At 67.7% G+C, this 20,356-nt stretch carries 17 protein-coding genes and 1 pseudogene; 8 read left to right on the top strand and 10 right to left on the bottom strand.

Annotation, left to right across the window (positions count from 1 at the left end; genetic code table 11):
- Positions 1–130 precede the first annotated feature (130 nt).
- The 4 genes from CXK94_RS15300 to CXK94_RS15285 all read left to right on the top strand — a co-directional run bounded on the left by CXK94_RS15300 (position 131) and on the right by CXK94_RS15285 (position 4,890).
- On the top strand, positions 131–2,692 hold the full coding sequence (locus CXK94_RS15300; RefSeq protein ID WP_102894992.1) for a YdbH domain-containing protein: 2,562 nt from the start codon (positions 131–133) through the stop codon (positions 2,690–2,692).
- Positions 2,693–2,722: 30 nt separating this feature from the next.
- A complete protein-coding gene (locus tag CXK94_RS15295; protein ID WP_037044466.1) occupies positions 2,723–2,914 on the top strand; it encodes a YnbE family lipoprotein in 192 nt (63 codons plus the stop codon).
- An 8-nt stretch (positions 2,915–2,922) separates the two neighbouring features.
- The gene (locus tag CXK94_RS15290; protein ID WP_037044464.1) at positions 2,923–3,267 is read left to right on the top strand and encodes a YdbL family protein; all 345 of its coding nucleotides are present in this window, start codon (positions 2,923–2,925) and stop codon (positions 3,265–3,267) included.
- Positions 3,268–3,339: 72 nt separating this feature from the next.
- Positions 3,340–4,890: a phospholipase D family protein gene (locus CXK94_RS15285; protein ID WP_102894991.1), complete on the top strand. Its 1,551-nt coding sequence runs from the start codon at positions 3,340–3,342 to the stop codon at positions 4,888–4,890.
- 256 nt (positions 4,891–5,146) lie between these two features.
- Here the strand turns inward: CXK94_RS15285 and CXK94_RS15280 are convergent, their stop codons facing one another.
- The gene (locus CXK94_RS15280; RefSeq protein ID WP_102894990.1) at positions 5,147–7,513 is read right to left on the bottom strand and encodes a DNA polymerase II; all 2,367 of its coding nucleotides are present in this window, start codon (positions 7,511–7,513) and stop codon (positions 5,147–5,149) included.
- A gap of 274 nt (positions 7,514–7,787) precedes the next feature.
- Between CXK94_RS15280 and CXK94_RS15275 the strand changes: the two genes are divergently transcribed.
- From CXK94_RS15275 to CXK94_RS15265, 3 genes are read left to right on the top strand one after another with little or no spacing between them, the layout of a single operon-like run.
- Positions 7,788–8,090, top strand: a complete 303-nt coding sequence (locus CXK94_RS15275) for a hypothetical protein (RefSeq protein WP_051497194.1) — start codon at positions 7,788–7,790, stop codon at positions 8,088–8,090.
- Positions 8,087–9,649 carry a PepSY-associated TM helix domain-containing protein gene (locus tag CXK94_RS15270; protein WP_102894989.1) on the top strand — a complete coding sequence of 521 codons (1,563 nt, stop codon included), beginning with the start codon at positions 8,087–8,089 and terminating at the stop codon, positions 9,647–9,649. Before CXK94_RS15275 ends, CXK94_RS15270 begins: the two co-directional genes overlap by 4 nt.
- Before the next feature lies 1 nt (position 9,650).
- On the top strand, positions 9,651–9,986 hold the full coding sequence (locus CXK94_RS15265) for a DUF3325 domain-containing protein (RefSeq protein WP_102894988.1): 336 nt from the start codon (positions 9,651–9,653) through the stop codon (positions 9,984–9,986).
- On the opposite strand, the gene pcaD is transcribed toward CXK94_RS15265, so the two are convergent.
- The 9 genes and pseudogenes from pcaD to CXK94_RS15220 all read right to left on the bottom strand — a co-directional run.
- Positions 9,963–10,766, bottom strand: a complete 804-nt coding sequence (pcaD, locus tag CXK94_RS15260; RefSeq protein ID WP_037040734.1) for a 3-oxoadipate enol-lactonase — start codon at positions 10,764–10,766, stop codon at positions 9,963–9,965. The genes CXK94_RS15265 and pcaD overlap by 24 nt on opposite strands.
- A gap of 174 nt (positions 10,767–10,940) precedes the next feature.
- On the bottom strand, positions 10,941–12,146 hold the full coding sequence (pcaF, locus tag CXK94_RS15255) for a 3-oxoadipyl-CoA thiolase (protein ID WP_037040731.1): 1,206 nt from the start codon (positions 12,144–12,146) through the stop codon (positions 10,941–10,943).
- A complete protein-coding gene (locus CXK94_RS15250; RefSeq protein ID WP_102894987.1) occupies positions 12,143–12,925 on the bottom strand; it encodes a CoA-transferase subunit beta in 783 nt (260 codons plus the stop codon). The genes pcaF and CXK94_RS15250 overlap by 4 nt, the downstream gene beginning before the upstream one ends.
- Entirely contained in the window at positions 12,922–13,779 is an 858-nt protein-coding gene (locus CXK94_RS15245; protein WP_102894986.1) for a CoA transferase subunit A, read from the bottom strand. Before CXK94_RS15245 ends, CXK94_RS15250 begins: the two co-directional genes overlap by 4 nt.
- A gap of 197 nt (positions 13,780–13,976) precedes the next feature.
- Positions 13,977–14,372, bottom strand: coding sequence for a CBS domain-containing protein (locus CXK94_RS15240; protein ID WP_256046035.1), 396 nt, complete (start codon positions 14,370–14,372; stop codon positions 13,977–13,979).
- 266 nt (positions 14,373–14,638) lie between these two features.
- Complete coding sequence (locus CXK94_RS15235; RefSeq protein ID WP_102894985.1) at positions 14,639–15,583, bottom strand: pirin family protein; 945 nt, start codon at positions 15,581–15,583, stop codon at positions 14,639–14,641.
- A gap of 19 nt (positions 15,584–15,602) precedes the next feature.
- Positions 15,603–16,166, bottom strand: a complete 564-nt coding sequence (locus CXK94_RS15230) for an NADPH-dependent FMN reductase (RefSeq protein WP_037040702.1) — start codon at positions 16,164–16,166, stop codon at positions 15,603–15,605.
- A 143-nt stretch (positions 16,167–16,309) separates the two neighbouring features.
- Positions 16,310–16,936, bottom strand: coding sequence for an isochorismate family cysteine hydrolase YcaC (gene ycaC, locus CXK94_RS15225; RefSeq protein WP_102894984.1), 627 nt, complete (start codon positions 16,934–16,936; stop codon positions 16,310–16,312).
- Positions 16,937–17,154: 218 nt separating this feature from the next.
- A pseudogene (locus tag CXK94_RS15220) lies at positions 17,155–17,362 on the bottom strand (pirin family protein); the annotation flags it as partial.
- A 309-nt stretch (positions 17,363–17,671) separates the two neighbouring features.
- On the opposite strand from CXK94_RS15220, the gene aceE reads away from it, so the two are divergent.
- Complete coding sequence (gene aceE / locus CXK94_RS15215; RefSeq protein ID WP_102894983.1) at positions 17,672–20,317, top strand: pyruvate dehydrogenase (acetyl-transferring), homodimeric type; 2,646 nt, start codon at positions 17,672–17,674, stop codon at positions 20,315–20,317.
- The last annotated feature ends 39 nt before the right edge of the window (positions 20,318–20,356 follow it).

Genomic DNA, 20,356 nt, shown 5'->3' with positions numbered 1-20,356 from the left:
AGCGATTCTCGGGGCCGCGAAACCGGAACTTCCGGCCCACGTCGCGGTCGGCCCTCGCCCCACCCTGGAGCGCAATCGCCCAAGGCTCATGTGCGGCTATGCTGTAGGCCTTCATCCCTTGGTAGCGGTTATGACGAAACGGCCGAGCCTGCTGCTGCGAGCGCTCCTGATATTGCTGGTACTGGCCATGGCGGCGGGTGGCTACGCCTGGTCCCGCTGGGAATCCTTCAAGCGCGAACAGGGCATCGTGCAGCTCGATTGGCAGGGGCTGCAGCTGTCCAGCCACGGGCTATCGCTACAACGATTGCGCTATGCGCAGGAAGATCGCGAAGGAACCCGGCTGGCGCTCGAAGCCCACGACCTGCAGCTTGAAATCGCCAGCCTTTTACAACCGTTGCCTGCACGCTCACTACAGATCACCCAACTTTCCCTCGACTGGCATTCGCCGCCAAAGACTCCCGAGCGCGCCCCCGAAGCCCCGCTGGACTGGCAGCGCCATGCACGCTGGGCAACCCTGCTGCCGAAGCAGTTGGAAATCGCGGCGCTGCAGCTCAACCTGCCCTGCGCCAAGGGGCGCTGCGACGAACGGGGTGCGTTGCGGCTGCAGCATGCCGGCGAGCCGCTGCTCCCCCTGAGCGCGCGCCTGGATCTGCAGCGCAACGAACATCGGCTTTCCCTCCGCGCCAGCGCCGAACGCGACGGCCCGACCACCCAGCTCGAACTGGAACTGTCGATCGACGACCAGCGCCGCCTGGAATCGCGCAGCCAGCTAAGTCACGCGGACAAAGCACGGCACTGGAGCGGCACCCTGGCCATGGGTAGCCTGCCCGAAGCGCCCTGGCTGCTGGACTGGCTCGGCGACTGGCTGAGCTACGCGCCGATCCCGCTGCCGGACTTGCCGGAAGAGATGCGCCTGGGCGCCGGCTGGGCACTGGAGCTGCCGCAGCAGCTCGACGCCACGCTCGACTGGCGCGCCATCGCCGGCGAACTGCGCCTGTCGGCACAGCTGCCGGCATTCTGGCCGCTCGTCGGCATCGGCCAGTTGCAGGGACGGCTCGACCTCGCCGCGCGCGGGCAGGACAGCCTGTGGCTGCCGACCGAACTGCAGGCCGACCTGCAATTGCGGCCGGAGCCGACGCTGCTCGCCGCCCTGCCGCCAGCGCTGCGGCCCGAGCAGCTGCATCTGAAGATCGAACCCACCGACGGCGACGCGGGCAACGGCCGCCTCCCCTTGCAACTACACCTGGGCAGCCAGGGCGCCAGCACGAGCGAATTGCGGGCACGCCTGCAGCTGGCCACGGCGGCGCCCTATGCGCTGGACATCGAACAGGCGCGCCTGCAGTTGCGCAGTGCCCGCCTGCAACTGGACACCCTGGCCCTGCGCGATCTGGATGCCCGCCTGAATTTCACCGGCCAGGTTGCTCCCGAGCGCGTCCAGCTGCAGCTGCAAACCGGCTCGCACATCGGCCTCGCCAGCCTGGCGAGCGCAGAACTCTCGGCCAGCCAGCTTCGCGCCGAGCCGTCGCGACTGCGCCTGCAGGCCGAACTGGGCCAGACGCGGCCGGCCGTCTGGGCCGTGCAGGGCCCGGCCGAACTGCGCATCGGCCGCCTGCAGCATCCGCAGCTGCACCCCCAGGGCTGGCACTGGAGCGGCCAGTTGCAGGCCGATCCCGGCCAGCTGAGCGCAGCCGGCCCCTTGAACAACGATGCCGGCCTGGCCCTGGCCATCAACCTCGCCAAGCCATGGGCCGGCCCGCTCGAGGTCAGCGGCAGGCTGCCGGAAACCTTCCTGCGCGCCGGCAACCCGCTCGCCCGCAGCCTCACGGCCTGGCCGGCGCTGCTCGAACTCACCAGTGGGCGCCTGCAAGGCAGCGGCCGACTGAGCCTGCCAAGCGGCAACGGCGCCCCCTCGGCGAGCCTCACCCTGGACGCCAGGGGCCTGGCCGGCATCTTCGACCGCAGCGAACTGGCCGGCCTCGATGCGCGCCTGGCCGCCAGCCTGCAACGCAATCGCCTGCAAATCGACATGACCGAGCTGCGGCTGGCGCAGCTCAATCCCGGCTTCACCTTCGGCCCGCTGCTGCTGCGCGGCCAGTACCACGCCGGCCTCGACCGGCCGGCGCAAGGCCGACTGAGCTGGCAGACCGCCGAGACCGGCATCCTCGGCGGCAGGCTCTGGCTGGATGCGACGAGCCTCGACCTGGCCGCCACGCAGCAGCGGCTCGACGTCCACCTGCAAGGCGTGCAATTGCCGCAGCTGCTGGCCGCCTACCCGGCCGAAGGCCTGAGCGGCAGCGGCATCATCGACGGCCAGTTCGAACTGCGCCGCAGCGCACAGGGGCTCAGCGTGGACCGGGGTAATCTCGCAGCCCGGGCGCCCGGCGGCGTGCTGCGCTTTCGCTCGCCGAAGATCGAGGCGCTGGGCCAGGCCAACCCGGCGATGAAGATCGTCGCCGAAGCGCTGCACGACTTTCACTACGACCTGCTGAGCAGTGACGTCCGCTATGATGAGAACGGCAAACTGAACCTCGGCCTGCGCCTGAACGGCCGTAACCCGGCGCTGGAGGGCGGACGTCCGATCAACTTCTCGATCAACCTCGAAGAGGACATCCCGGCGCTGCTGACCAGCTTGCAACTGAGCGACCGGGTGAGCGAAACCATTCAACGTCGGGTACAGGAACGTCTCCGGTAAGAACCGTTCAAGACAAAAGGAGAGACCGCCATGCGGTTGCGCCAATCGCTGATCATCCTGCTGCCGGCCCTGCTCGTCGGCGCCTGCACGCCGCGGGTGGAACTGGCTGTGCCGAACGAGCCGATCAACATCAACCTGAACGTGAAGATCGAGCACGAAATCTACATCCGGGTGGACAAGCAGCTCGACTCGATCATCAACGAAGACAGCGGACTGTTCTGAGGAAAGCCATGAGAACCTACCTGAAACTGGGAAGCCTGCTGCTGGCGCTCTGCCTGAGCCTGCCCGCCGCCGCCATGACGCTCAACGAAGCCATGTCCGCCCTGGGCGCCGCCAAGGCCAGCGGCCTGCTCGGCGAGAAACCCGACGGTTATCTCGGCGTGGTCAAATCCAGCGGCGACGCCGAGGAGATCGCCAGCCAGATCAACCAGGCGCGCCGCGCCGAATACCATCGCGTGGCCAAGCAGAACGGCATCAGCGTCGGCGACGTCGAAGCCATCGCCGGCAAGAAGGCCATCGAGAAGACACCGGCCGGGCAGATCATCCAGTTGAACGGCAACTGGGTCAGGAAATGAGCCGGTCCTGCGAACGATCGACGGCCAGGCGGTTCCTGGCCGCAGGCTCCCGCATCAAGCACATCGCCCCCGATGCATCCTGATCGCTTCGCCACGCGCTGGCTCGTCGCGTTCTGCGCCGCGTTGCTGTCCGGCTGCAGCCTGCCCCCGCTGGAAGGCCGCACGCTCTCCAGCGCACCCAGCCCCGCGGAAACGGCCGATACGCCACTGGGCCGGGCCATCGTACCGCAGGTCGATGCCCATCCGGGCCGCAGCGGCATCCATCCGCTGGACGACCCACACGACGCCTTCGCCGCCCGGGTCCTGCTGGCCCAGGCCGCGGAACGTACCCTGGACGTGCAGTACTACATCTGGCGCAACGACCTCACCGGCACCCTGCTGCTCGAAGCGCTGCACGATGCCGCCGATCGCGGCGTCAGAGTCCGCCTGCTGCTGGACGACAACGGCACCGCTGGCCTCGACCGCAAGCTGGCGACGCTCGACGCGCACCCGCTGATCGAGGTGCGCCTGTTCAACCCCTTCGTGGTACGCCGGCCGAAGGCCATCGGCTACGTCAGCGACTTCTCCCGCGCCAACCGGCGCATGCACAACAAGTCCTTCACCGCCGACAGCCAGGCCACCATCGTCGGCGGGCGCAACGTCGGCGACGAGTACTTCGCCGCCGGCGAGGGCGTGCTCTTCGCCGACCTCGACGTGTTGGCCGTGGGCCCGGTGGTCGAGGACGTCTCACGCGACTTCGATCGCTACTGGGCCAGCGACTCCGCCTACCCGCTGGCCGGCATCCTGCCCGACGCGAGCCCGGCGGCGCTGGACGAGCTGTCGGCCGAGGCCTCGATCATCGAAAGCAACCCGGCCGCCGGCCGCTACGTCGCCGCGCTGCGCGAGTCCGCCTTTATCCGTGCCCTGCTCGCGGGGGAACTGGGATTCGAGTGGGCGAACACGCGCATGGTCAGCGACGACCCGGCCAAGGGGCTCGGCCTCGCCTCCGGCGACGGCCTGCTGACCCATCAGTTGGGCAAGATTCTCGGCGAGCCGAGCACCGACGTCGAACTGGTCTCGCCCTACTTCGTGCCCACCGCGACCGGCACCGCCGCATTCGCCGCGCTGGCGGGCAACGGCGTAAAGGTCCGCATCCTGACCAACTCGCTGGATGCCACCGACGTAGCCGCCGTGCACGCCGGCTACGCCAAGCGGCGCAAGGACCTGTTGCGGGCGGGCATCGTGCTCTACGAGCTGCGCCGGCTGGCCGAGAACGGCGCACCGAAGGACAAGGCCGGGCCGTTCGGCAGCTCCGGCTCCAGCCTGCACGCCAAGACCTTCTCCGTGGATCGCAAGCGGGTCTTCGTCGGCTCGTTCAACTTCGACCCACGTTCGGCGAACCTGAACACCGAACTGGGCTTCATCATCGACAGCCCGCAGCTCGCCGCCCGGATCGAGTCGATGTTCGACGAGCAGATACCCGCCGCCTCCTACGAGGTCCGCCTGTCCGAACAGGGCCGGCTCTACTGGCTGGAACGGCGCGACGGCACCAGCGTCCGGCACGACAGCGAGCCCGAGGTCAGCCTCTGGAAACGCGCGAGCGTGACGCTGCTCTCCTGGTTGCCGATCGAATGGCTGCTATAGGCGTGCGCCGCATGAAGCCCGATCGCGAGCAAGCTCGCTCCTACACATGCACACGCGCCGACACACCCCTGTAGGAGCCGGCTTGCCGGCGATCACATTCGCAGCGCAACACCCACGTAGGGTGGAAAACCGCGAAGCGTTTTCCACCGGGCCAGGCGCAAGCCGATCGCGAGCAAGCTCGCTCCTACACAAGCGCCCGCGCCGGCACGTCCCCGTAGGAGCCGGCTTGCCGGCGATCGCCCCCACCCGAGCCCAATCAGAACAGCCCGAGCTGCCCGTCGACCAGCGATGAAAAATCGTCGCCCACGAACGGCAGGATCGCATCCGCCACCGGCTGCAGCTGCCGGCTCACGTAATGGTCGTAGTCGATCGCGGCACGCCGGTTCTCCAGCGGCTCGGGCCCGGCGACGGTGATCAGGTAGCTGATCCAGCCACCGTTCTGGTACTGCCGCGGCCGGCCCTGGCGGTCGTTGTACTCATCGGCCAGGCGCGCCGCGCGCACGTGCGGCGGGACGTTGCGCTGGTAGTCGTCCAGCCGGCGACGCAGGCGCTTGCGATAGACCAGCAGCTCGTCGAGTTCGCCCGCCAGGGTGCGGCGCACGTAGTCGCGCACGTAATCCTGGTACGGCTGTCGGTGGAAGATGCGCTGGTACAGCTCCTGCTGGAAGCGCTGGGCCAGCGGCGACCAGTCGGTACGCACCGTTTCCAGGCCCTTGAAGACCATGCCATCGCTGCCGTCCGGCAGGGTGACCAGCCCGGCGTAGCGCTTCTTGCTGCCTTCCTCGGCGCCACGGATGGTGGGCATCAGGAAGCGGCGGAAATGGGTTTCGAACTGCAGCTCCAGCGCACTGTCCAGGCCGAGCTCGCGCCGCAGATGTTCACGCCACCAGTCGTTGATGTGCCGCACCAGCTCGCGGCCGATGCTCGCGGCCTCCTCGTCGGCATGCGCGCGGCGCAACCAGACGAAGGTGGAATCGGTATCGCCGTAGATGACCACGTGCCCCTGCGCCTCGATCAGTTCCCGGGTACGGCGCATGATCTCGTGGCCGCGCAGGGTGATGGACGAGGCCAGGCGCGGGTCGAAGAAACGGCAGCCGCTGGAGCCGAGCACGCCGTAGAAGGCGTTCATGATGATCTTCAGCGCCTGCGCGAGCGGCTTGTCGTGCTCGCGCTTGGCCGCCTCGCGCCCCTGCCAGACGCGCTCGACGATCGCTGGCAGGCAGTGCCGGGTGCGCGAGAAGCGCGCCCCGCGAAAACCCGGCACCGCGTCGCCATCCACCGGCTGGCGCAACCCTTCGATCAGCCCCACCGGGTCGATGAGAAAGGTACGGATGATCGAGGGGTACAGGCTCTTGTAGTCGAGCACCAGCACCGATTCGTACAGGCCGGGCTGCGAATCCATCACGAAGCCACCGGGGCTGGCTTCCGGCTGGCGCTCGCCCAGGTTCGGCGCGACGAAACCCTGGCGATGCATCAACGGCAGGTACAGGTGCTCGAACGCGGCCACCGAACCGCCGCTGCGGTCGGCCGGCAGGCCGGTGACGGTCGCCCGCTCCAACAGGAAGGTGAGCAGTTCGGTGCTGGCGAAGATGCGCGTCACCAGTTCGCAGTCCTTGAGGTTGTAGCGGGCCAGGGCCGGCTTGTCCTCGGCGAACATGCGGTCGATCTCCGCCATGCGCTGGTAGGGGTTGTCGATCGCCTTGCCCTCGCCGAGCAGGGTCTGCGCGACGTTCTCCAGGCTGAACGAAGGGAAGCTCCAGGTCGCCGAGCGCAGCGCCTCGATGCCGTCGATGATCAGCCGTCCCGCCGCCGCGGCGAAGAAATGGTTGCGGCGGCTGCCATGCTCGCGCCATTCCATCTCCGCGCCGTCGCGTCCCAGGCGCAACGGCACCTGCAGGCGCAGGGCATGCTCGCGCAGCACGCGCAGATCGAACTGCACCAGGTTCCAGCCGATGATCGCATCCGGGTCGTGGCGGGCCAGCCAGTCGTTCAGCCGCTCGAGCAACTCGGCGCGCGTCTGGCAGTAATCGAGGCGGAAATCGAGCGCGGCACCTTCCCCGGTCGCCGGCCCGAGCATGTACACCTGCCGCTCGCCGCAGCCTTCCAGGGCGATGGAATAGAGATCGCCATAGGCATTGGTCTCGATGTCCAGCGAAACCAGCCTGAGCACGGGTCGGTAGTCCGGCGCCGGTTTCAATTGCACGTCGGCCAGCATGGCGCCTTCGCCCGGGATGCCATCGAAGCGCACCGGGGCGGTGATGAAGCGCTCCATCAGGTAGCGCTCCGGTGGACGGATATCGGCCTCGTACACATCCACCCCGCCGCTACGCAGCAACCGGGTGCAGTCCAGCAAGCGACGGTGTTGCCGGCAATACAGGCCCAGCACCGGGCGGTGGCGGAAGTCGCGCAGCGCCAGCGGGCGCAGCTCGGCGTCGCGCTCGCGGCGCAACAGGGCCTCGGCCATGGCGCGCTGTTCCTCGGGGATGAAGGCGACCGAGAGCTGCCGGGGCAGGCGAATGCAACGGGCACCCGCATCGGTCGCCAGCCAGAAGCTCACTTCCGTGCCGTCGGGGGTATCGCGCCAATGCCGGGTCAGAATGAAACCCCGGGGTAGGTCCAACATCGCAGTCTCTGTCTGGGCGTAGCCTGGGATTCTACCGGCACTGCGGCCACCAGGCGCGGTCGGCCTGCGCTGTCGGCGAAGAGATTCGCCGCGCAATGCGTCAAGCACGCGCAACGCGTGTACAATCATTCGCATTTGCAATTGGAGCCTATTCGTGCAGCTCGCTGGTCGCGGGCCTGGCGGTGGACTTCCGAACGACGCGCGACGAGCCTGATGCCAGCCGGCATCGGGCTTCGTGCTATCTGAGCCATACATTCATTGCAGAGAAAGCGGCATGACCCGACTCGCCCCACCTGACCGAAGCCGGACACCGGAGATCGCGGCACGGACCGCGCTGGCCATTTTCGGTGGGTACGCCTTCAGCTACGGTTTCACCGCCGCCCTGGCGCGGCTGTTGCCCATGGCGCGCGTCGATGCGGCAGTGGTGGCCACGCTGCTCTCGTTCGTCATCTACCTGCTGTTCATCCTCTGGGCCTTCTCGGCCCGCTCCCTGCGCCGGGTGCTGATCGGCGTCCTCAGCGCACTGCCGTTGGCGGCCATCGGCTTCTGGCCGCAGCTGCTGGAGAAGCTGGGATGAAGCCAAAAACCCTCACCCAATCGCTGTCCTGGCTGCATACCTGGAGCGGGCTGATCTTCGGCTGGCTGCTGTTCGCCATCTTCCTCACCGGCACCCTGGCGGTGTTCGACAAGGAGATCGACGCCTGGATGCATCCGGAGTTGCCGACCCGGGCCATCGACCAGGCCGAAGCCGCGCAGCGCGCACTCGACTACCTGGCGGCCGAACACCCCGGCGCCAGCAGCTGGAACATCGGCCTGCCCACCGAGCGCTCGCCGGGCCTGAGCGTATCCGCCGGCGAGCAGCGACGTGGCGGCGGCCAGTATCTCGATCCGCACAGCGGCAAGCCCCTCGAGGTGCGCGAAACGGCCGGAGGTGGTTTCTTCTTCCGCTTCCACTTCACCCTCGAGATGCCGCGCAACATCGGCATCTGGATCGTCGGCCTGGCGGCGATGGCGATGCTGGTGACGCTGATCGGCGGCATCGTCATCCACAAGAAGATCTTCAAGGAGTTCTTCACCTTCCGCCCGGCCAAGGGCCAGCGTTCCTGGCTCGACGCGCACAACGCCAGCGGCGTGCTGTTGCTGCCGTTCCACCTGATGATCAGCTATACCGGCCTGGTGATCTTCTACCTCATCTATATGCCGGCGGCGATGGATGCACTGTTCGATGGCGATCGCGATGCCCTCTTGCGCGAACTGCGCGGCACACCGGCCGAGCAGCAGGCCGGGCCGGACCGGCAGGCGGCATCCGCAGCGCGCAGCGAGCGCCTGGCCAGCGAGCCGGCGGCGCTGACGGCACTGGGACCGCTGCTGGCCGAGGCCGAGCGCATCATCGGGCCGGTCGCCGGCCTGTCGATCCAGAATCCCGGCCGCAGCGATGCGCGCATCGAGCTGCACCCGCTGCTCGGCAACCGCATCGAGCTGAGCAAGGGCCTGGGCATGCAGTTCGACGGCGTGACTGGCGCGGTATTGCGCATGCCGAGGCAAAGCCGCCCCAGCCAGCTGACCCAGGGCGTCATGGCCGGCCTGCACTTCGCCCAGTTCGGTGGTTATCCGATGCGCTGGCTGTATTTCCTCTGTGGCCTGGTGAGCTGCGCGATGATCGCCACGGGGCTGGTGCTGTTCACCGTCAAGCGCCGTCGCCGCCACGCAGCCGAGGGTGCCATCGGTGCCCTGCTGTACCGTACCGCCGAGCCGCTCAACGTCTGCGTGATGGCCGGCCTGGCGGTAGCCTGCGTGACGCTGCTCTGGGCCAACCACCTGTTGCCGGTGGAGCTGGCGCAACGCAGTGGCTGGGAACTGCGGGTGTTCTTCCTGGCCTGGCTGGCGACCCTCGGCCATGCCATCGTCCGCCCCCGGATGCGGGCCTGGCGCGAACAGCTCGGCCTGGCGGCGGCGCTATGCCTCGGCCTGCCGTTGCTGAACCTGGGCAGTACGGTCCAGGGCAGCCATTTCTGGCTGGAGGCCAGTGCGGTGGCACTCGGCGCGCTGCTGGCCTGGGCCAGCTGGAAAGTCGGCCAGCCGCCCCAGGAACGCCCGCCACGGCGCGCGGCCAAGCCCCTGCTGGAGGCCAATTGAGATGAACCTTGCATTGCTCGCCGCCCCGCTGCTGGCCTATGCCGGCATGCTCGGCCTCTGCCTGGGCATGGAGCGCCACTGGAAACAGCTCGCCAACCCACGCCTGCCAGCGGCCGGCCGGCGCCTGTGCCGCCCGCTCGGCGCCGGCCTGCTGATCCTCGCCGGCTACGCGGCCAGCCGCGTCTGGCCGGGCGGCATGGCCGTGGTCGCCTGGTTCGGGCTGATCGCCCTCGGCGGGCTGGCGCTGCTCATGCTCCTGCCCTATGCGCCGCGCCTGGCGCTCTGGCTACCGGCCGCCGGCGGCCTGGCCTGGCTATGCGTCTACGCCGGCGTGTAGCAGGAAGTCGAGCACCGGCCGGGTGAAGGCATCGCCGGCCTCCACGTTCGACAGGTGCGCCGCCTCTAGCTCGAGCAGTCGTGCCCCGGCGATGCGCTGCTGCATGAAGCGGCCATGCTCCGGCGTGGTCACCGGATCGTGGACACCACAGACGATCAGCGTCGGCACCCCGATGACGCCCAATCGCTCGCGGTGGTCGGCATCGCGCACGGCGGCGCAGCTGGCGGCATAGCCTTGCGGCGAGGTCGTGGCGATCATCCGGGTCAGGCGCTGCACCTGCTCCGGTTGCCGCGCGGCGAAGCCCGGGGTGAACCAGCGTGCGGCAGAGGCTGCGCGCATGTCGCGCATGGCCTGCTCGCCGCCCTGTACGACGCTTGCGATGCGCTCGTTCCAGATCGCGTCGGTGCCGATCTTCGCCCCGGTGTTGCACAGCACCAGCCGCGTCAGCCGCTCGCCGGCGTGGATCCCCAGCCACTGGCCGGTCAGGCCGCCCATGGACAGGCCGCAGAAGGCGAAACGCTCGATCCCCAGCGCATCGACCAACGCCAGCACGTCGCCGCCGAGCTGGTCGATGGTGTAGGACCCCGGCGTGACCAAGGAGTCGCCATGGCCGCGGCTGTCATAGCGCAACAGACGGAAATGCTCGCTGAAGGCGGGAACCTGGGTGTCCCACATGCCCAGCGAGGTACCCAGCGAGTTGGACAACACCAGCAGCGGCGCATCGGCCGGGCCATCGAGACGGTAGTTCAGCTCGCCATCGGCGAGTTTTACGGTAGGCATGAAAAAGTCCTTATGCGTTCGAATGAAGGAACCCGGAAGCGCAGGAGACCGCGGGATGTCTGGCTCGGTGCCACGGTCGATGATCGGGCGTCCGTGGGTAGGTTGGCGCTGAGCGCAGCGAAGCCCAACAGGCACGGGCATGACGCGTTGGTGACATGCTGGGCTTCGCCCGCCTCATACCCTTTCGACCGCCAGTGCCAGCCCCTGGCCCACCCCGACGCACAGGGTCGCCAGGCCGAGCCTGCCGCCGGACTTCTCCAGCGCATGCACGCAGGTCATCACCAGCCGCGCGCCGCTCATGCCCAGCGGATGGCCGAGGGCGATGGCGCCGCCGTTGGGATTCACTCGCGGGCTGTCGTCGGGCAGGCCCAGGTCACGGGTGACGGCCAGGGCCTGGGCGGCGAAGGCTTCGTTGAGTTCGATCACGTCGAAGTCGCTCACCGCGAGGTTCAGCCGCTCGCACAGCTTGCGCACCGCCGGCACCGGCCCGTAGCCCATCACGCGCGGCGCGACGCCGGCGCTGGCCATGCCGAGCACCCTGGCGCGTGGCGTGAGGCCGTACTGGCGCACCGCCTCGGCCGAGGCCAGGATCATCGCCGCCGCACCGTCGTTGACGCCCGAGGCGTTGCCGGCGGTGACGCTCTTGTCCGGGCCGTTGACCGGCTTGAGTTTCGCCAGTGCCTCGGCGGTGGTGTCCGGGCGCGGATGCTCGTCGCTATCGACGAGGGTGTCGCCCTTGCGGCCCGCGATCGCCACCGGGACGATTTCCTCGGTGAAGAAGCCCGCTGCCTGCGCCTTGCCGGCGCGCTGCTGGCTGCGCAGGGCGAAGGCGTCCTGGTCCGCGCGGCTGACGCGGTGCTCCTCGGCGACGTTGTCGGCGGTCTGCGGCATCGAGTCGACGCCGTACAGTTCCTTCATCCGCGGGTTGACGAAGCGCCAGCCGATGGTGGTGTCCTCGATCTTCTGGCTACGGCCGAATGCCGCGTCGGCCTTGCCCAGCACGTAGGGCGCACGGGTCATGGACTCGACGCCGCCGGCGATGGCCAGTTCGATCTCGCCGCAGGCGATGGCACGGAAGGCGCTGCCCACCGCATCCATGCCGGAGGCGCACAGGCGATTGAGGGTCACGCCCGGCACGCTTTCCGGCAAGCCGGCCAGCAGCGCGGCCATGCGCGCGACGTTGCGATTGTCCTCGCCGGCCTGGTTGGCGCAGCCCATGAAGACGTCTTCGATCGCGGCGGGATCGAGCGCGGGATTGCGCTGCAGCAGCGCCCGGATCGGCGTGGCGGCCAGGTCGTCGGCACGCACCGCGGCCAGGGCGCCGCCGAAGCGGCCGATGGGTGTGCGTACGGCATCGCAGATGAATACTTCGCGGGTCACTCGTCACCTCCAGATTGTCCATGGGCGGCGGCCGTACGGGCCTCCAGGGCGCGCAAGGCCGCCAGTTCGGCGGCGGTAGGCGGCGCCGTCTCGCCGAGTCCGTCGGCGAAGCGGACAGCCCAGCCGGTGTTCTCGATCACCTGCTCGCGACTCACGCCCGGGTGCAGCGAGGTCACCACGAACTCGTGGGTACCCGCCTCCGGCTCCATGATGCACAGGTCGGTGATGATGCCGACCGGCCCCTCGCCCGGCAGCCCCAGCTGCTGGCGGTGGTCGCCGCCCTCGCCGAAACCGACCGAGGTGATGAACGCCAGCCGGTCGACGAAGGTGCGCTGCGACTGCCTGAGGATGATCAGCACCTGCTTCGCCGAACCGGCAATTTCCGGTGCGCCACCCGCCCCTGGCAAGCGAACTTTCGGTTGGTGATAGTCGCCGATCACCGTGGTGTTGATATTGCCGTAGCGGTCGACCTGCGCGGCGCCGAGAAAGCCCACGTCGATGCGCCCGCCCTGCAGCCAGTAGCGGAAGATCTCGGCGGTGGGCACCACGCTGTCGGCGGTCTCGGCCAGCTCGCCGTCGCCGATGGACAGCGGCAGCACCGACGGCTTGGCGCCGATCGGACCGGATTCGTAGATCAGCACGACGTCCGGCGCATGGGTCAGGCGCGCCAGGTTGGCGGCCTTGGACGGCAGGCCGATGCCGACGAAGCAGACGCTGCCGTTGCCGAGGCGGCGCGAGGCGGCCACCGTCATCATTTCGTTGGTGGTGTAGGTCATCACTGGGCCTCCTGCTGCGCGGCCAGCTTGGCCTGGAACGCGGAAAAGTCCGCGGTGCCGCGAATGAATTCGTCGAGCCATGCGCTGAAGGCGTCGCGGTCGCGGGCGATGGGGTCCCATTGCTGGTAGAAGCGGTTGTCACGTTCGTAGTAGCCATGGGCATAGGACGGATGCGCGCCGCCCGGCACCCGGCAGACGGCGGTCAGCGCCCAGCTCGGCAGCACGCAGGCGTTCATCGGCGCATCGAGCTCGTCGACGATTTCCTCGACGGTGACGATGCAGCGCCTGGCCGCCAGGGCGGCCTCCTTCTGCACGCCGAGGATGCCCTGGATCAGCACGTTGCCCTTGCGGTCGGCCTTCTGCGCGTGGATCACGGTGACGTCCGGGCGCACGCTGGGCACCGCCGCCAGCGTCTCGCCGGTGAACGGGCAAGTGACCGACCTGATCAACGGGTTGACCTTCGGCAGGTCCGAGCCGGCATAGGCGCGCAGCACGGCGAACGGCAGGCCGGAAGCGCCGGCGACATAGGCATTGGCCAGGTCGGCATGGCTGTGCTCCTCGATTTCCAGCGGCCGCGGCCACTGCTTTTCCACCGCGTCGCGCAGACGATGCAGCGAGCCGACCCCCGGGTTGCCGCCCCAGGAGAAGATCAGCTTCCTGGCGCAACCGGCGCCGATCAGCAGGTCGTAGACCAGGTCCGGGGTCATGCGCACCAGGGTCAGGTCCTTCTTGCCCTGGCGAATGATTTCGTGCGCGGCGGCGGTGGGAATCAGATGGGTGAAGCCTTCGAGGGCAACGCTGTCGCCATCGTCGACGAAGCGATCGATTGCCTCGTGGAGGGAAAGAAGCTCGGCCATTGTTGTTGTCTCGTGTGGGAATCCGGATGCACGAACGCATTCGCGCCTGGACCGAACACTAAACAGCGGCACGGAGCGGAACAATCCGATAATCGCATCACCGTTCGATTATCGAACCAAAGCTGCAGACGGCAACCGCAGCACGAACTGCACGCCTGGCCCTGGCGCGCGGCAGGCTCCGCCAGGGCCAGGGGCCATCAAACGGCCCGCGAAATACCCGAAACCGCCCGGCCGGCCGTCTGGTCGTTGGCGGCGACGGCAACGTCGGCGAGCGCAATGATGCCCACCAGGCGCTTGTCGCGGTTGACCACCGGCAGGCGGTGCAACTGGATGTCGCCCATGTTACTGGCGACTTCCTGCAGGTCCTGATCATCGAAGCAGTACTTGACCTCATCGGTCATGACGTCGCGGACAGAGGTGTTGGGGCCTTTCCCGGTACAGACGGCTCGCGTAACGATATCGCGATCGGTGACCATGCCAATCAGCCGCTCGCCATCGCTCACCGGCAGCGAGCCGACGTCGTTATCGGCCATCATCCTTGCGGCATCCTGAATCGTGGTTTCCGGCCGTACCATCCTGACTTCGCGGGTCATGCATTCTGCGACTTTCATATACGATCTCCCGACGCCGAAAAGGCGCCTTTTCAGGTGAGTCACTTCAGCGGTTCATAGGCATCACCTCGACGTCTCTTTCATGAAGAGGCACACCGGTGGACTCGCTGCCATCGGCGACGTTCGGGCGAGCCGGGCGAGTGCCGGACGGATGCACCGCCGTCGATCGGACATCGGCGATGACACGACCGCGGCCCGGCAATCTCCTCGAACAGGCGGCTATTTGCCCTGGTGCTCCGCTGCGCGCATCACGCCACACGCCAGGGCAACGTCGGCGCAACCAGCCGCGGGCCGTCGAAGCCGGCCACCTCGGCGAACCGGGCGCTGCCCTCCTCCCAGTCCCGCTGGGCGGCGGCAATCTCGGCCTTGCTGTGGCCGACGAAGTTCCACCAGATGAAGATCTCCTCGCTGAACGGCACGCCGCCCAGCAGGATGCCCCGCGCGCCGGCCGGGGCTTCCAGTTCGAGCGACGGCAGGCCGCGGCCGAGATAGGCCAGTTCGTTCTCGGCGAAGGCCTCGCCGTTGATCCGCCACTCGCCGACCAGCGGCAGGACGCAGTATTCGAAGCCCGGCTCGAGCGCCAGCCGGGTGTGCGCGGCCGCCAAGGCGGCCAGGTCGATGCCCAGCAGCGGCGAGAAGGTCCTGGCGGGCGCCTGGTGCGGGCCGCAACGTCCGGCGAGCAGGGTGAAGCCGAAACCGTCGGCCTGCCAGCGGGGCAGCTCGGCATGGTGCTCGAATGCCGGCGGGCGATCGCGCTCGGCGGCCGGCAGGGCGATCCACAGCTGCACGGCGTGAAGCCGGCCTTCGCCGGGCATGGATTCCTCGGTATGGGCGATGCCATGGCCGGCGGTCATCAGGTTCACCTGGCCGGGGCGGATCACCTGGGCATTGCCGAGGCTGTCGCGATGCAGCACCTCGCCTTCGATCATCCAGGTGAAGGTCTGCAGGCCGATATGCGGATGCGGCCCGACCCGCATGCCAGCGCCGGACTCGAACACCGCCGGGCCGGCATGGTCGAGGAAGCACCAGGCCCCGACCATGCGCCGCTGCCGCGAGGGCAGCAGCCGGCTGACCGAGATGCCGCCGCCGATCTCGGCGCTGCGCGAAGTGATCCGCTGGATGGCCCGCGCGCCGTTCGTCACCGGGCAATCGTAGGAAGAAGTCAGCTCACAGCGGGTTTCGTGGGTACTCATCGCTCGGTCTCCATCCGGGTCATTTCCTGTGTTCCAGGGTCCAGGCCTGGAGTGCCACGAGCAGGCCACGCAGGTACTCGCGGGTCGCCTCGTCGGTCAGGTGGCCCTGTTCGTCGAACAGCTTCTGGGCAGTGCCGATCATCAGTTCGGGCCGGTTGAGCGGACGCATGTCGAGGAACACCATGCTCTGCCGCAGGTGGTACTGGGCCCGCGCCGTGCCGAAGCGGCCGGCACTGGCGCCCAGCAGGGCGACGGGCTTGCCGGCGAAGGGTTGCTCGGGCGGGCGCGAAACCCAGTCGATGGTGTTCTTCAGCACGCCCGGCACCGAATAGTTGTATTCCGGGGTGGCGATCAGCAGCGCGTCGGCGGCGCGGATCTGTTCGCGCAGGCGCTCGACCGCGGGCGGAAAGCCCTGCGCGTAGACATCTTCGTCGTAGAGCGGGATCTCGCCGATGTCGGCCAGTTCGATGAGCATGCCCGCGGGCGCCAGGCGCATGGCCTCCCGCAACGCCGCGGTATTGAAGGACCCGCGTCGCAAGCTGCCGGAGATACCCAATACCTTGATCTGGGGTGCGTTGGCCATGTCCGCTCCTCCTCGTTCGATCGGTTGACTGGCGAGTGCCGGTACCTTCGCCACCGGACATGCGGCCGCGCATCCTGTCGCCAGTATCGAAGCGGCCGGCCCAGCGGCCACGCCCGCTGGCATGGTCGCCAGGGATCAGCGGCTCACTTGCCCGCGGTCAGTGTGTTGTAGCTGTTGATGAGGTTGCGGTAATCCGGGATGTGGTTGGAGAACAGCTCGGCCAGGCCCTCGATGTCGTTGCGCCAGTCGCGGTGCAGTTCGCAGGCCACGCCGAACCAGGTCATCAGTTGGGCACCGGCGGCCTCCATGCGGCGCCAGGCGGCGTCACGGGTGATCTCGTTGAAGGTGCCGGAGGCATCGGCGACCACGAAGACCTCGAAGCCCTCTTCCAGCGCGGACAGCGCCGGGAAGGCCACGCACACCTCGGTGACCACGCCGGCGATGATCAGCTGCTTCTTGCCGGTGGCCTTGACCGCGTTGACGAAATCCTCGTTGTCCCAGGCGTTGATGTTGCCGGGACGGGCGATGTAGGGCGCGTCGGGGAACTGCTCCTTGAGCTCGGGCACCAGCGGGCCGTTGGGGCCGTTCTCGAAACTGGTGGTGAGGACGGTCGGCAGCTTGAAGTACTTGGCCAGGTCGCCCAGGGCCAGCACGTTGTTCTTGAACTTGTCGGGCTCGATATCCCGCACCAGGGAGAGCAGGCCGGTCTGGTGGTCGACCAGCAGTACGGCGGCGTCGTTCTTGTCCAGACGCTTGTATTGGAAGGACATGGTGAATCTCCTTGCTTGGGTTGATGCTCCGCCCAGATGGGCGGAGCTGGGGGATCACTGTGTACTGCTAAGCGGTTGTTGCATCGCGGCGCCATCCCGGCCATGGCGGTCGAACCGCGCCCCTCACACGTCCACCGTGAAGAGTAGTCAAACCAGCCAGCAACCTGGCCGAAACCGACCGTCAGTTAGCCATCCGGCCGAAGCGACCACTGCTGGGCGGTCACCCTCTCGAAACCGCGGTGCGGATGCTCGCCTACTCCCCTGCGCCGGGCTGCGGGGATGAAACATGAGGCTGGCGAAGTCGAGCAGCAGGAAAGGGCTCACGTGCTTACCTAAGCTGTCATAGGAAAACAGCGTGCGAACCGGGAAGCCGTCACCCACCCAGTGGGGCCGAGGGCTGGTGTAGACGCCAAGGATCTTCTTCATGCGGAGCTCCTGAAGCCAATGGCAGTAACGCTAGTTGCGCAACGGCACCGCCGGTAGCCCCAATTTATCGCCCTCAGTGTTCCATTTCGTGAACACCAAAGCCGCTTCGCCGGTGGTAAAAACAGGGGCTGCCGCTGACAGCACGCCAACCGGGCATGGCTGCCCGGCGGCACAGCCAATCTGGGTTGGTGCCGGTTTCCATGGTGCGCCTGGCGTCTTACCGGCATACGAACGCCGTTCGGCCCGGACGGCGAGCACAGACGATGACACCCGCCCCGTGCCGGTGGGGCCAAACATGAGGAGCCCGTCATGCAAGACCTCGATCCCGTCGAAACCCAGGAATGGCTGGATGCCCTCGAATCCGTCCTCGAGCGCGAAGGCGAAGAGCGGGTGCACTACCTGCTGACCCGGCTGGGCGAGCTGGCCAGCCGCAGCGGCACCCAATTGCCCTACGCCATCACCACGCCGTACCGCAACACGATTCCGCCCACCCGCGAGGCGCACATGCCCGGCGACCTGCTCATGGAGCGCCGCATCCGCTCGCTGATCCGCTGGAATGCGATGGCCATGGTGATACGCGCCAACCGGCAGGATCCGGACCTGGGCGGGCACATCTCGACCTTCGCCTCCTCGGCCACCCTCTACGACGTCGGCTTCAACCATTTCTTCCAGGCGCCCACCGAAGAGCACGGCGGCGACCTGATCTTCATCCAGGGGCCGATCGCCCCCGGCATCTATGCCCGCGCCTTCCTCGAAGGTCGCATCAGCGAAGAGCAGTTGAACAACTTCCGTCAGGAGGTCGACGGCAAGGGCCTGTCCTCCTACCCGCACCCCTGGCTGATGCCGGACTTCTGGCAGTTCCCCACCGTGTCCATGGGCCTCGGCCCGATCCAGGCGATCTACCAGGCGCGCTTCATGAAGTACCTGGAAAGCCGCGGCTTCATCCCCGCCGGCAAGCAGAAGGTCTGGTGCTTCCTCGGCGATGGCGAGTGCGATGAACCCGAAGCGCTGGGCGCCATCGCCCTGGCCGGCCGCGAGAAGCTCGACAACCTGATCTTCGTAGTCAACTGCAACCTGCAGCGCCTCGACGGTCCGGTGCGCGGCAACGGCAAGATCATCCAGGAGCTGGAAGGCGTGTTTCGCGGCGCCCGGTGGAACGTCAACAAGGTGGTCTGGGGCCGCCTCTGGGACCCGCTGCTGGCCAAGGACAGCAGCGGCGCACTGCAGCGGCGCATGGACGAGGTGGTCGACGGCGAATACCAGAACTACAAGGCCAAGGACGGCGCCTACGTCCGCGAGCACTTCTTCAACAGCCCGGAACTCCGCGAGATGGTCAAGGACCTCTCCGACGACGAGATCTGGAAGCTCAACCGCGGCGGCCACGACCCCTACAAGGTCTATGCCGCCTACCACCAGGCGGTCAACCACAGCGGCCAGCCCACGGTGATCCTGGCCAAGACGGTGAAGGGCTACGGCACCGGCGCGGGCGAGGCGAAGAACATCGCCCACAACGTCAAGAAGGTCGATATCGAAAGCCTGAAGCTGTTCCGCGACCGCTTCAGCATCCCGGTCGGCGATGCCGACCTGGAAAACCCGCCCTTCGTGCGTTTCGCCGAAGACAGCCCCGAATTCAAGTACCTGCAGCAGCGCCGCGCCGCCCTCGGCGGCTTCATGCCGCAACGCCGCGCCAACAGCTTCAGCATCCCCACCCCGCCGCTGGATACCCTCAAGGCCATCCTCGACGGCTCGGGCGAGCGTGAAATCTCCACCACCATGGCCTTCGTGCGCATCCTCACGCAACTGGTCAAGGACAAGGACCTGGGCAGCCGCATCGTGCCGATCATCCCCGACGAGGCACGCACCTTCGGCATGGAAGGCATGTTCCGCCAGCTCGGCATCTACTCCTCGGTCGGCCAGCTCTACGAACCCGTCGACAAGGAACAGGTGATGTTCTACCGCGAGGACAAGCAGGGCCAGATCCTCGAGGAAGGCATCAACGAGGCCGGCGCCATGAGTTCCTTCATCGCTGCCGGCACCGCCTACTCCAACCACAACCAGCCGATGCTGCCGTTCTACATCTTCTATTCGATGTTCGGCCTGCAAAGGGTCGGCGACCTGGCCTGGGCCGCCGGCGACAGCCGCGCCCGCGGCTTCCTGATCGGCGGCACCGCGGGGCGCACCACCCTCAACGGCGAAGGCCTGCAGCACGAGGACGGCCACAGCCACATCCTCGCCGCGGTGATCCCCAACTGCCGCAGCTACGACCCCGCCTATGGCTACGAGCTGGCGGTGATCATCCGCGAGGGCATCCGCCAGATGCTCGAGGAGCAGCAACAGGTCTTCTACTACATCACCGTGATGAACGAGACCTACCAGCAACCCGCCCTGCCGCGCGGTGTCGAGAACGGCATCATCAAGGGCATGTACCTGCTCGAAGAGGACAAGAAGGAAGCGGTGCACCACGTCCAGCTACTGGGCTCGGGCACCCTCCTGCGCGAAGTGCGCGAGGCGGCGAAGATCCTCAGCGAGGAATTCAACATCGGCGCCGACGTCTGGAGCGTCACCAGCTTCAACGAACTGCGCCGCGATGGCCTGGCGGTCGAACGCCACAACCGCCTGCACCCGGAACAGCCGCCGCGGCTGACTTACATCGAGCAGTGCCTGGGCGGGCGCAAGGGCCCGGTGGTGGCCAGCACCGACTACATGAAGCTGTTCGCCGAGCAGGTGCGCCAGTGGGTGCCGAGCAAGGAATACAAGGTCCTCGGCACCGACGGTTTCGGCCGCAGCGACACCCGCAGGAAACTGCGTCACTTCTTCGAGGTGGACCGCTACTGGATCGTCCTGACCGCCCTGGAAGCCCTGGTCGACCGCGGCGAGATCGGAGCCACGGTCGTGGCCGAGGCCATCGCCAGGTTCGGCATCGATCCTGAAAAACGCAACCCGCTGGACTGCTGAAGGCGGCAGCGATGAGCGAGCCGATGCCGCACGTACCGG

The organism is Stutzerimonas stutzeri (assembly GCF_002890915.1).
In the GTDB taxonomy this organism is placed as follows: domain Bacteria; phylum Pseudomonadota; class Gammaproteobacteria; order Pseudomonadales; family Pseudomonadaceae; genus Stutzerimonas; species Stutzerimonas stutzeri_AF.
The sequence above is the reverse complement of the archived record's forward strand: the minus strand, read 5'-3'. Positions and strand labels throughout refer to the sequence as shown.

Bases quoted from the DNA above. Each gene is read 5' to 3' on its own strand.
- CXK94_RS15280 (WP_102894990.1), bottom strand. From the start codon at position 7,513: ATGTTGGACCTACCCCGGGGTTTCATTCTGACCCGGCATTGGCGCGAT.
- CXK94_RS15265 (WP_102894988.1), top strand. From the start codon at position 9,651: ATGAACCTTGCATTGCTCGCCGCCCCGCTGCTGGCCTATGCCGGCATG.
- CXK94_RS15235 (WP_102894985.1), bottom strand. From the start codon at position 15,583: ATGAGTACCCACGAAACCCGCTGTGAGCTGACTTCTTCCTACGATTGC.
- CXK94_RS15270 (WP_102894989.1), top strand. From the start codon at position 8,087: ATGAAGCCAAAAACCCTCACCCAATCGCTGTCCTGGCTGCATACCTGG.
- CXK94_RS15295 (WP_037044466.1), top strand. From the start codon at position 2,723: ATGCGGTTGCGCCAATCGCTGATCATCCTGCTGCCGGCCCTGCTCGTC.
- CXK94_RS15240 (WP_256046035.1), bottom strand. From the start codon at position 14,372: ATGACCCGCGAAGTCAGGATGGTACGGCCGGAAACCACGATTCAGGAT.
- CXK94_RS15245 (WP_102894986.1), bottom strand. From the start codon at position 13,779: ATGGCCGAGCTTCTTTCCCTCCACGAGGCAATCGATCGCTTCGTCGAC.
- CXK94_RS15290 (WP_037044464.1), top strand. From the start codon at position 2,923: ATGAGAACCTACCTGAAACTGGGAAGCCTGCTGCTGGCGCTCTGCCTG.
- aceE (WP_102894983.1), top strand. From the start codon at position 17,672: ATGCAAGACCTCGATCCCGTCGAAACCCAGGAATGGCTGGATGCCCTC.
- pcaD (WP_037040734.1), bottom strand. From the start codon at position 10,766: ATGCCTACCGTAAAACTCGCCGATGGCGAGCTGAACTACCGTCTCGAT.
- CXK94_RS15230 (WP_037040702.1), bottom strand. From the start codon at position 16,166: ATGGCCAACGCACCCCAGATCAAGGTATTGGGTATCTCCGGCAGCTTG.
- CXK94_RS15300 (WP_102894992.1), top strand. From the start codon at position 131: ATGACGAAACGGCCGAGCCTGCTGCTGCGAGCGCTCCTGATATTGCTG.
- CXK94_RS15285 (WP_102894991.1), top strand. From the start codon at position 3,340: ATGCATCCTGATCGCTTCGCCACGCGCTGGCTCGTCGCGTTCTGCGCC.
- CXK94_RS15275 (WP_051497194.1), top strand. From the start codon at position 7,788: ATGACCCGACTCGCCCCACCTGACCGAAGCCGGACACCGGAGATCGCG.
- ycaC (WP_102894984.1), bottom strand. From the start codon at position 16,936: ATGTCCTTCCAATACAAGCGTCTGGACAAGAACGACGCCGCCGTACTG.